This window comes from Streptomyces sp. ADI95-17 (genome assembly GCF_003846175.1).
GTDB lineage: Bacteria > Actinomycetota > Actinomycetes > Streptomycetales > Streptomycetaceae > Streptomyces > Streptomyces sanglieri.
Genome location: NZ_ML123048.1, coordinates 301,069 through 311,587, shown reverse-complemented (window position 1 = coordinate 311,587; position 10,519 = coordinate 301,069). Strand labels below are relative to the sequence as shown.

General features: G+C 70.6%; 9 protein-coding genes and 1 riboswitch. Of the genes, 4 read left to right on the top strand and 5 right to left on the bottom strand.

Going from position 1 to position 10,519, the window contains the following annotated elements; all coding sequences use genetic code 11:
- Positions 1–52: 52 nt before the first annotated feature.
- Both metE and EES42_RS24505 read right to left on the bottom strand, forming a co-directional pair.
- Entirely contained in the window at positions 53–2,377 is a 2,325-nt protein-coding gene (gene metE, locus EES42_RS24510) for a 5-methyltetrahydropteroyltriglutamate--homocysteine S-methyltransferase (protein WP_124720417.1), read from the bottom strand.
- A gap of 159 nt (positions 2,378–2,536) precedes the next feature.
- Positions 2,537–2,753: riboswitch (cobalamin riboswitch) on the bottom strand.
- A 92-nt stretch (positions 2,754–2,845) separates the two neighbouring features.
- Positions 2,846–3,445, bottom strand: coding sequence for a histidine phosphatase family protein (locus EES42_RS24505; RefSeq protein ID WP_124720416.1), 600 nt, complete (start codon positions 3,443–3,445; stop codon positions 2,846–2,848).
- A gap of 262 nt (positions 3,446–3,707) precedes the next feature.
- Between EES42_RS24505 and EES42_RS24500 the strand changes: the two genes are divergently transcribed.
- Complete coding sequence (locus EES42_RS24500; protein ID WP_124720415.1) at positions 3,708–3,923, top strand: CbtB domain-containing protein; 216 nt, start codon at positions 3,708–3,710, stop codon at positions 3,921–3,923.
- A gap of 27 nt (positions 3,924–3,950) precedes the next feature.
- Positions 3,951–4,724 carry a CbtA family protein gene (locus tag EES42_RS24495; protein WP_124720414.1) on the top strand — a complete coding sequence of 258 codons (774 nt, stop codon included), beginning with the start codon at positions 3,951–3,953 and terminating at the stop codon, positions 4,722–4,724.
- An 80-nt stretch (positions 4,725–4,804) separates the two neighbouring features.
- Here the strand turns inward: EES42_RS24495 and EES42_RS24490 are convergent, their stop codons facing one another.
- Together EES42_RS24490 and EES42_RS24485 are read right to left on the bottom strand one after the other, a co-directional pair.
- The gene (locus tag EES42_RS24490) at positions 4,805–5,311 is read right to left on the bottom strand and encodes a GNAT family N-acetyltransferase (RefSeq protein WP_124720413.1); all 507 of its coding nucleotides are present in this window, start codon (positions 5,309–5,311) and stop codon (positions 4,805–4,807) included.
- Between the two features lie 138 nt (positions 5,312–5,449).
- Positions 5,450–5,833: a tetratricopeptide repeat protein gene (locus tag EES42_RS24485; RefSeq protein WP_124720412.1), complete on the bottom strand. Its 384-nt coding sequence runs from the start codon at positions 5,831–5,833 to the stop codon at positions 5,450–5,452.
- Between the two features lie 178 nt (positions 5,834–6,011).
- Between EES42_RS24485 and EES42_RS24480 the strand changes: the two genes are divergently transcribed.
- Both EES42_RS24480 and EES42_RS24475 read left to right on the top strand, forming a co-directional pair.
- Entirely contained in the window at positions 6,012–6,977 is a 966-nt protein-coding gene (locus EES42_RS24480; RefSeq protein ID WP_124720411.1) for a pirin family protein, read from the top strand.
- A gap of 304 nt (positions 6,978–7,281) precedes the next feature.
- Complete coding sequence (locus EES42_RS24475) at positions 7,282–7,530, top strand: hypothetical protein (RefSeq protein WP_124720410.1); 249 nt, start codon at positions 7,282–7,284, stop codon at positions 7,528–7,530.
- Positions 7,531–7,691: 161 nt separating this feature from the next.
- Here the strand turns inward: EES42_RS24475 and EES42_RS24470 are convergent, their stop codons facing one another.
- Complete coding sequence (locus EES42_RS24470) at positions 7,692–10,382, bottom strand: SpoIIE family protein phosphatase (protein ID WP_124720409.1); 2,691 nt, start codon at positions 10,380–10,382, stop codon at positions 7,692–7,694.
- Between the last annotated feature and the right edge of the window lie 137 nt (positions 10,383–10,519).

Genomic DNA, 10,519 nt, shown 5'->3' with positions numbered 1-10,519 from the left:
CGGGCACCCGAACGGGCACCCGCCCCGGGCCACGGAACCGTCGGCGGACCCGTCAGCCGGCGGTGCCGGGCAGAGCGGCCCGCACTTCGGCGGCCGCCGAGACGAGGTGCTCCAGCGAGGCGCGCACCTCCGGCCAGCCCCGGGTCTTCAGACCGCAGTCGGGATTGACCCACAGCCGCTCGGCGGGAATCGCTTCGAGGCCCTTGCGCAGCAGGGCGGCCACCTCCTCGCCGCTCGGGACCCGGGGGGAGTGGATGTCGTACACGCCGGGGCCGGCCTCCCTCGGATAGCCCGCCGCCGCCAGTTCGTCGGCCACCCGCATGTGTGAGCGGGCCGCCTCCAGACTGATCACGTCCGCGTCCAGGTCGTCGATCGCCCGGACGATGTCGCCGAACTCCGCGTAGCACATGTGTGTATGGATCTGGGTGTCCGGGCGTACGCCGCCGGTGGCCAGCCGGAACGACCCGGTGGCCCAGGCCAGGTACCCCGCTCGGTCGGCGGCCCGCAGCGGCAGCGTCTCGCGCAGCGCGGGCTCGTCCACCTGGATCACCGAACTGCCCGCCGACTCCAGGTCGTTCACCTCGTCCCGCAGCGCGAGGGCGATCTGGCGCGCGGTCTCCCCGAGCGACTGGTCGTCGCGGACGAAGGACCAGGCGAGCATGGTGACGGGGCCGGTGAGCATGCCCTTGACCGGCCGGCCGGTGAGCGACTGGGCGTAAGTCGTCCAGCGGACCGTCATCGGCTCCGGGCGCGAGATGTCCCCGGCCAGGATCGGCGGCCGCACATACCGGGTGCCGTACGACTGGACCCAGCCGTGCCGGGTGGCGAGGCATCCGGTGAGCCGTTCGGCGAAGTACTGCACCATGTCGTTGCGTTCCGGCTCGCCGTGCACCAGCACATCGATGCCCGCCGCCTCCTGGAACGCGATCACTTCCTGGATCTCGGCCTCGATGCGCTTGTCGTACGCGGCCGCGTCGATGTGTCCTGCCGTCAGGTCGGCCCGTGCGGCGCGCAGTTGGGATGTCTGTGGGAAAGAGCCGATCGTGGTCGTCGGCAGCAGCGGTAGCCGGAGCCGGGCACGCTGGGCCACCGCCCGCTGCGGATAGGGCAGTTCACGCCGGGCGTCGGCCTCCGTGACGGCCGAGGTGCGGGCCCGTACCGCCGGATCGTGGGTGATCGCGGAGCCCGCCCGGGAGGCCAGGTCGGCGCGGTTGGCGGCGAGTTCGGCGGCGATCGAGGCGGTGCCCCGGGCAAGCCCCCTGGCGAGGGTGGCGATCTCGGCCGACTTCTGCCGGGCGAAGGCCAGCCAGCGCCCCACCTGCGGGTCGACGTCACGCTCGGCGGCCAGGTCGAGGGGCACGTGCAGCAGCGAGCAGGAGGCCGCCACATCGACCCGGCCGGCCAGACCGAGCAGGGTGCCGAGGGTGGCCAGGGACTGCTGGAGGTCGTTGATCCACACGTTGCGGCCGTCGACGACCCCGGCGACCAGCCGCCTGCCCGGCAGACCGCCGACCCCGGCGAGATCCCGCAGATTGGCGGCTGCCGGACCGGTGAAGTCCATCGCGAGGCCCTCGACCGGAGTCTTCGCCAGAACGGCGAGTGCGTCACCGAGCCGGTCGAAGTACGAGGCGACCAGAAGCCGCGGCCGGTCGGTGAGCGCACCCAGATCGCGGTAAGCACGCGCGACGGCGTTCAGCTCCGCGGGGGAGCGGTCCTGCACCAGCGCGGGCTCGTCGAGCTGAACCCAGTGGGCACCGGCCGCACGCAGATCGGCCAGCACCTCGGCGTACACCGGCAGCAGCCGGTCGAGCAGGGTCAGCGGTTCGAAATCGGCGGCGACACCGGGAGCGGGCTTGGCCAGCAGCAGATAGGTCACCGGACCCACCAGCACCGGCCTGGCGTCGTGCCCGAGCGCCAGCGCCTCCCCCAACTCCCGGACCTGCTTGGTGGAGTCGGCGGCGAAGACGGTGTCGGGGCCGAGCTCCGGCACCAGGTAGTGGTAATTCGTGTCGAACCACTTGGTCATTTCGAGCGGCGCCACGTCCTGTGTACCGCGAGCCATCGCGAAATAGCCGTCCAGCGCGTCGGCCGCGACGGCTTCACGGTGCCGGACGGGCACGGCACCGACCATCACGCTGGTGTCCAGCACATGGTCGTAGTACGAGAAGTCGCCGGTCGGGACCTCGTGGATGCCGTCCTCGGCAAGGCGTTGCCAGTTGGCGCGGCGCAGTTCCTCGGCGGTCTCCCGGAGGGCGGCGGCGGTGACGCGGCCCTTCCAGTAACCCTCGACGGCCTTCTTCAGCTCCCGGTCGCCCCCTTGGCGGGGGTAGCCGTACACGGTGGCCCGGGCTGCCGCGGCTGCGGACTCGGTGGTCACGTGACTCTCCTTCGCGAGCGTGTCCTGGTACGACCCCGGGACGGATCGCAGGCGCGAAGGGATGACGGACCGGGCGGATCCGCGGCGCCGTGCCGGCGCGCGACCTGCCCGATATGTACGCCGACCCGCCCACGAGGTCACCGGGATCACCGTGCGCGTCCGACGCGCACGGGCAGTGGCAGGTCTTCGGACTCGCGGGCGCGTCTCGCGTACGAGACACCTACTGGCCGTCGCTTCCCGGACCCGTCGGGTCCAGTGCTCGATGACGGCGGTCGTTCCCACTCACCGCTGCGGGGCAGTCCCGGATTCCCACCGGGTTCCCTCTTGCGACGCGCCTGCCTGGCGGACAGGGCGAACCAGCTGCACCCACCACCATAGGGGGTCGGCTCCGGATCCTGGACAGCGAATTTCGGATCGGCAGGATCGGCAGGGCCGGCCGCATCGGCCGGATCGGATCGGCCGGCCGGATCAGACGGCGGGGTCGGGGGCAGGGGACAGCTGCTGCCCGCACCGCAGGTTCCACCGGCCGGAACGGCCGCTGAGCGCGGTCAGTGTCAGCGGGGCGACGTCCAGCCGCCAGAACGCCTCCACCGGCAGTGCGAGTGCCCCGACGGTCACCGCCCGCACCACCGCCGGCTCGACGATCGCCAGAACGCGGCGGTCCCCGTCGTCCTCGGCGGATTCCAGCGCCGCCAGCCAGCGTCCGGCCCGGGCGCAGAGTTCGAGCAGGGACTCGCCGCCGTGCGGAGCCGCCGAAGGGTCGGTCAGCCAGGCCGACACCCCGTCCGGCTCGGCCGCGCTCACCGCCGCCAGCCGCCGACCGCTCCACCGGCCCAGGTCCCAGCCATGGAGGGCGGGTTCGGGCCCGGCCCGCAGCCCCAGCGCGTCGGCGGTCCCGGCGCACCGTTCGGACGGCCCGTGCAGATACCGGTCGGCGGCGGGCACCGCTGCCGCGACCGCCCCCGCCCGGCGGACCCCGGCCGCGTCCAGCGGCGCGTCACCGTCGAAACGGGCCTCGCGCAGCGCGGCGTTGAGCGCCGGTGAGATCAACATCACCTGAACTGCCATGACCCGGTCAACTCCTTGAACTCCGGCCCCTCGGGTGTGCCCACCATGGCATCCGGGCGGTCGGGCCCGGTCACCGGCACCATGGCGGCACCTGTCCCCAAGCGGTATGGTCACGGCGGACATGACGTAGGTGTGACGGAAGTCCGGTGAGAATCCGGCACGGTCGCGCCACTGTGAACCCGTACCTGTGCGGGAAGTCAGACCCAGCACCCACGTCTCAGGCACCACGATCGGGACGCGTGTTCCCTCAGGAGGTTCTGCCATGGCACAGACTGCTGCCCCCGCCACCGCCGTACCGGCGATCACCCCCATCTCCCTGAAGGCCATCGCCCCCTGGGCGGTCTTCTTCGGCATCCTCATGCTCGTCCTGCTCTACTTCGTCGGCGCCGAGCAGGGCGCCACCGCGGTCATCTCCGGCGAAGGTGTCCACGAGTGGGTCCACGACGGCCGCCACCTCCTCGGTTTCCCCTGCCACTGACGTACCGTCCGATCCTGGGGAAACCTCATGAACTCCATATCTGTCAGAGCCCTGCTCGTCCGCGGCATGCTGGCCGGTCTCGCCGCGGGCGCGCTCGCTCTGCTGGTCGCCTACTTCCTCGGTGAGTCGCGTGTGGACGCGGCCATCGCCCTGGAGGAGGCGCACAGCCACCACCACGACGGCGGCGAGGAACTGGTCAGCCGCACCGTGCAGTCCACCGCCGGCCTCGCCACCGGTGTACTGGTCTTCGGCGTCGCCATCGGCGGCATCGCCGCACTCGTCTTCTGTTACGCCCTCGGCCGGATCGGCAGGTTCGGCCCGCGGGCCACGGCCGCGCTGATCGCGGGTGCGGCACTGCTGACGGTGTACGTCGTCCCGTTCCTGAAGTACCCGGCCAACCCGCCGGCCGTCGGCAACCCCGACACCATCGGCCCGCGCACCGCGCTGTTCTTCCTGATGGTCGCCCTCAGCGTGCTGCTGGCCGTCGCCGCCGTCATCCTCGGCAAACGGCTGGCTCCGCGCCTGGGCAACTGGAACGCGACGATCACGGCATCCGCCGGGTACGTCCTGGTGATCGGGCTCGCCTACGCGTTCCTGCCCTCGTACAACGAAGTCGGCAAGGACTTCCCGGCCTCCCTGCTCTGGGAGTTCCGGCTGAGCACCCTCGCCGTACAGGCCACCCTCTGGGTGACCTTCGGGCTCCTCTTCGGCCATCTGACGGACCGGCTGCTCGTACCGAGGACCGGAACCGTCACCACCGGAAGCAGCGGCGCGAACCGCCCGGCCACCGCGGCCCGCTGACCGGCACCACACACGCGGACCGACGACCGGTACCCCGCCGGGACCTCCCGGCGGGGTACCGGCGTTCCGCCCCCCCCGGCTCACAACTCGGGCTGTGGGTCCCAGTCGGTCCGGTAGTACTTCAGCCGCTCGTCCTGCTTCTCCAGACGCATGCCGACGGCTTCCATGACGCGCTGGGACGCGATGTTGTCCAGGTCGGTGTCACCGTGCACACGACGCACCCCCTGCTCACGGGCGAACAGCAACAGGGCGCGCAACGCCTCGGAGGCGTAGCCCATCCCTTGCGCCGAGGGGACGAGGCCGTAGCCGATCGTGACGTCCCCGTCCTCGTCCGGCGCGCCATGGAATCCCATGCCGCCGATCACCAGTCCGTCCGTGCGGCGCCGTATCTCGTACGAACAGAAGGGGCTCGGATCGCCGGTCGTCGCACAGGTCTCCAGGTAGCGCTGGGCCGCGGAGTTCTCCCCGGGGGACGGATAGCCGGGCGCCCAGCGGGCCCCGTCACCGGGCGTGCCGGAGATCACCCGCAGGGCGTCGGAGGCGTTCATCGGGCGGAGCAGGAGGCGAGGCGTCTCAAGGTCGGTCATGAGGGAGTGAAGTATCACGCGGGACGGGTGCACGGCATCCGAAAATCGGCCGGGCGGCCGCCGACGGCGTCGATACCGATGTGCATGCCATGCGCATACGACGCCGGGGCGGCCCCCCGCACCGTGCCCCTCCCGGACTCATGTGCCCGACGACCCCTGAGCGGCCGCCCCGTCCGGAGCGAATTCGAAGTCCCCGGAGAACGCCGCCGCCATCCGCAGATGACCGGCCGCCTCCGCGCTCCGCCCCTGACGCTCAAGGGTGCGGCCGAGCATCAGCCGCGCGTAGTGCTCGACCGGGTCACGCTCCAGCACCGCCCGCAACTCCGTCTCGGCCTTGCCGAGCCGTGCCGAGTGGTAGTAGGTCCGGGCCAGCAGCAGACGCGGCGACACCTGCTCCGGGACCTCCTCGACCAGCCCCTCCAGGATCCGGGCCGCGCTCATGTACTCCTTGGCCTCGAAGAACATCTGCGCACGGTCCCAGCGGTCGGCAGCCGTGCCGAACTCGTAGTAGGTGTCGCTCACTTGACCTCCTCAGTCACGGACCGTGCCGGGGTCCTGCCCCGCTCCGTCCAACCGGTGGCCGAGCCGCTGCTCAACCACCCTGTGACTGCCCCAACGGCGCATGGTGATTGAATATTCCACTAAATTATCGGCGTGGGTACCGGCACTCCCGGACCCGCTCAGGAATAGGTTGAGCGCCATGAGCAATCTCGATCGCCAGGCCGCACTCTCCGTCTGTGGAGGACGGGGTTTCGTCGTCGCCGAGCCCGTGCGTGAACTCCTCACCCCTCGCCACGTCCGGCTGGGCGAGTCCACCGAGGTCCGCAGACTGCTGCCCAACCTGGGCCGCCGGATGGTCGGCGCCTGGGCCTTCGTCGATCATTACGGTCCCGACGACATCGCGGACGAACCCGGGATGCAGGTGCCGCCGCACCCTCACATGGGCCTGCAGACGGTCAGCTGGCTGCACGAGGGCGAGGTCCTGCACCGGGACAGCGTCGGCAGTCTGCGCACGATCCGCCCGCGCGAACTGGGGCTGATGACCTCCGGCCGGGCCATCAGCCACTCCGAGGAGAGCCCGAAGTCCCACGCGAGGTTCCTGCACGGCGCCCAGCTCTGGGTCGCACTGCCGTCCGCCCACCGCCACGTCGAGCCCCACTTCCAGCACCACACCGACCTGCCGACCGTCTCCGCCCCGGGCCTCACCGCCACCCTGATCCTGGGCGAGCTCGACGGCACCACCTCGCCCGGCACCGCGTACACCCCGATCGTCGGCGCAGACCTCGCCCTGACCGCGGGCGCCGAGGCCCGGCTGCCGCTGGACCCGGACTTCGAGTACGCGGTGCTCTCCATGTCCGGCCGTGCCGAGGTCGACGGCGTGCCCGTGCAGCCCGGCTCCATGCTCTACCTCGGCTGCGGCCGCTCCGAACTCCCGCTGCGCGCGGACAGCGACGCGGGCCTCATGCTCCTCGGCGGCGAGCCCTTCGAGGAAGAGATCGTCATGTGGTGGAACTTCATCGGGCGCTCCCACGAGGAGATCGAGGAGGCCAGGCGGGCCTGGATGGAGACCTCCCGCTTCGGCGAGGTCCACGGCTACGACGGTGCCCGACTGGCCGCCCCTGCACTCCCGCCAGGACCGCTCAAGCCGCGTGGTCGGGTGCGTTGACGAGGCCTTCGGCGCTCGGCGTCGTCTTTCGATTCAGCTAGCCGGCGCTGCTCGCGGCACTTCGCCGAGCGGCATCGAATGCGCTGGCCGCTGGTGGTCCGCAGACATCCCCGAGATTCGCGGGTGCGGCCATCTGCGGCAGGGTCTGCCCGGATGGATGCTGACCCGATGCTGACAGTTCTGATAGTTAGTCAGCTTCTGGTGTCGGGGTTACGGCTTCCGCCTGACTGCTCGTGATCGTTTCGCGGCCTGGGGGCTCTCAGCCCTCCAAGGCGGTTCCCAGCCGCGCGGCAACCCAAGGACGGTGAGAGGATCACAGCTGTGCGGGATACCGCACGCCAACCACTTCGTCGGTGACCTCTGGGCAGGCCGACACAGGCTCGAATGGCCGAACTTCGCGGTCTTCCTGATCTGCGTCGGGCTGGTGGTCTTCGCCGCGACCGACTGGGGCCGGCCGCGGGCCCTGCTCGGCTTCGGTGGACCCTGGATCCTGTCCGGCGCGTCGTACCTGCCCCGGAACGCATACGCGGTGAACCGCGTATCGACGCGCTGACATCCCAACTCCTTTTGCACGGCGGCGTAATCGTCGCTCACGGACAGCCGGTACCCACGCCGACGGTGACACTTTGACCAGCCACATGCCAGCCATCATCTTCACCACCCGCGAGGGTGCTCCTCCGGATCGCTCTTGTCGGGGACTTGCCGGTCCAGCGGTCAGAGTTCCGCGTCGAGGATGTCCGGCCGCGCCGTGCCTTCCGTGCTTCCGTCGGGCCGGGGCAACGACATCTCCGCCCAGATGACCTTTCCCTGGGGGGTGTAACGGGTGCCCCAGCGCTCGGCCAGCTGTGCCACGAGGAACAGACCGCGGCCCCCTTCGTCCATCGCGGCGGCATCACGCAGATGGGGCGAGGTGCTGCTGCTGTCGGCCACCTCGCAGGTCAGGGTGCGGTCGTACAGCAGTCGTACGGTGACCGGCGCGGAGCCGTAGCGGATGGCGTTGGTGATCAACTCGCTGAGCAGCAGTTCCATGGCGAACGCAAGCTCCGACAGACCCCAGTCGTCGACTTGCTCTGCCACGGCGGCACGCATTCCCGCCACAGCGGCAGGATCGAACGGAACGTCCCAGTCGGCGACATGGTCGGGCGGGATCGCCCGCGCCCGGGCGATGAGCAGCGCCACATCGTCCGTCGGCCGATCCGGCAGGAGCGCGTCGAGGACCGCCTGGCAGCTCTCCTCCGGCGACCGGTCGGGATGGCACGCCAGGGCCTGACGCAGCAGCTCGATCCCCACGTCGATGTCCCGGGTGCGGTCCTCGATGAGCCCATCGGTGTAGAGGACGAACTGCGTGCCCTCCGCCACCTCCAGTTCGGCCGTCTCGAACGGCATGGCGCCCAGGCCCAGGGGAGGGCCGGCCGGGAGGTCGGGGAACGACACACTGCCGTCGGGCCGGACCAGCGCGGGCGGGGGGTGCCCTGCACGGGCCATGGCGCAGTGGTGGGAGACAGGATCGTAGATCGCGTACAGGCAGGTGGCTCCTGTGATCCCCGTATCGGCGGTGGATTCCGCCTCCTCCTGGTCGATGCGCCCGACCAGGTCGTCGAGGTGGCGGAGGATCTCGTCGGGCGGCAGGTCGAGTGTGGAGAAGTTGTGCACGGCCGTACGCAGCCGTCCCATCGTCGCGGCCGCGTGCAGGCCGTGGCCGACGACATCCCCGACGACCAGCGCCACCCGGCTGCCCGGGAGAGTGATCACGTCGAACCAGTCGCCGCTCACCCCGTAGATTGCGGGCAGGTAGCGATGGGCGACGTCGAGCGCGCTCTGTTCGGGCAGGGCCCGCGGGAGCAGGCTGCGTTGCAGGGTGACGGCCATGGCGTGCTCGCGGGTGTAGCGGCGGGCGTTGTCGATGCTGACGGCCGCCCGGGCGACCAGTTCTTCGGCCAGGGACAGGTCGTCTTCCTCGAACGGCCGGGGCTTCTCGGAGCGCCAGAAGTTGGCCATTCCCAGGACGACGCCCCGTGCCTGGAGGGGCACCGTGATGAGCGAATGGATGCCGTAATCGACGATCGTCCGCGTCAGCTCCGGGTCCTGGGCGAGCCAGCCGGGTGCGGCGGACAGGTCGGGCACCAGCTCCGGCCGGCCGGTGGCGAAGGCCCGTGCCTGTGGTGTGGAGGGGAGGAAGTCGATCAGCTGGCCGACTTTGTACAGGGGATGGTCGTCCCGGATGCCATGTACAGCGGTGCGGCGCATGTCCGTGTCCGTACTGGTCGGCTCGTCACCGTGGAGGACCGGTTCGGCCAGATCGACGGTTGCGAAGTCGGCGAGCCGGGGGACCGCGATCTCGGTCAGTTCGTCGGCCGTGCGCACCACATCGAGCGTGGTACCGATTCCGAGGCCCGCGTCGTACAGCAGGCTCAGCCGCTCGCGGGCGTTCTCCGCCCTGCCGGACAGCACCCGCAGTTCTGTCGAGTCACGCAGGGTCGCGACCGTCCCCTGGGGGCCACCGTGACGATCCGTGGGCCGCTGGTTCACCGCGAGCAGTCGGCCCTCCACGAGGTGCACTTCGTCCGTGGCCGCGCGCCCCGAGGTCAGCAGCTCCACCATGCCGGGATCAAGGCTGGACAAGTCCGGGATGCGTCGCCCCTCGGCGTCGAGCGGCAGATCCAGCAACCGTCTGGCCTCGTCGTTGGCCAGCAGCAGTCGACCGTCCTTGCTGACGATGAGCACGCCTTCGCGCACGGCGTGCAGCACCGCGTCGTGATGCTCGTACATGCGACTAATCTCGACAGGGCCCAGACGGTGGGTCTGCCGCCGCAGCCGCCTGGTCACCAGGGCCGTCCCGCTCGTGGCCACTCCGAGCGCGATCGCTCCTGCACCGAGGATGATCGGAATCTGCCGTGCCACCGCTCCGGTCACTTTCTCGACCTTCATGCCGGCGGCCACCAGGGCGACGACCTGCGCGTGTTCGTGGACGGGGACGATCGCCTGCGCCTCGCGGCCGAGCGGGCCGTTGACCGTCTCGGTGTACACGTGGCCGGCCAGCGCCGGCGCGATGGTGGCGACGACCCTCTTCCCGATCAGCTCAGGCCGGGGATGCGTGTAGCGGATCCCGTTCGTGTCCATCACCACGATGAAATCGACGCCCGCCGCCTTCCGACCCGCCTCGGTGAGCGGCTGGAGCACTCTGGAAGGATCAGGAGCCTTCAGCGCGGTCAGGAGGCCCGGCGAATGGGCGAACGTCTGTGCGACGGCGACGGAGCGGTTTCGCGCCTCCGCACTGCTGTCGTGCCGGGCCTGCACCACGAGCGCCAGCACCGAAGCGGCCACGAGGAGCACGACCACAACCACCTGCAGGGCGAAGACCTGGCCTGCGAGGCTCCGGGGGTACTTGCCCGTGAGTGACCGCATCTGTGCGCTCCGGAATCGGCCGAAACGACTGAACCCAGTGCCCTTTGTAACACCGCGAGGTCGAAGGTGCGTGCGGTGAGGGCCCGCTCGGAGGCGGTACCACCCGTCGGCCCGGGACAATCCGGCACCAGCGGAAC

What these genes read in the sequence shown, in the direction of transcription:
- EES42_RS24505 (WP_124720416.1), bottom strand. Translation starts at nt 3,445, where the DNA reads ATGGCAGTTCAGGTGATGTTGATCTCACCGGCGCTCAACGCCGCGCTG.
- EES42_RS24495 (WP_124720414.1), top strand. Translation starts at nt 3,951, where the DNA reads ATGAACTCCATATCTGTCAGAGCCCTGCTCGTCCGCGGCATGCTGGCC.
- EES42_RS24470 (WP_124720409.1), bottom strand. Translation starts at nt 10,382, where the DNA reads ATGCGGTCACTCACGGGCAAGTACCCCCGGAGCCTCGCAGGCCAGGTC.
- EES42_RS24500 (WP_124720415.1), top strand. Translation starts at nt 3,708, where the DNA reads ATGGCACAGACTGCTGCCCCCGCCACCGCCGTACCGGCGATCACCCCC.
- EES42_RS24490 (WP_124720413.1), bottom strand. Translation starts at nt 5,311, where the DNA reads ATGACCGACCTTGAGACGCCTCGCCTCCTGCTCCGCCCGATGAACGCC.
- EES42_RS24480 (WP_124720411.1), top strand. Translation starts at nt 6,012, where the DNA reads ATGAGCAATCTCGATCGCCAGGCCGCACTCTCCGTCTGTGGAGGACGG.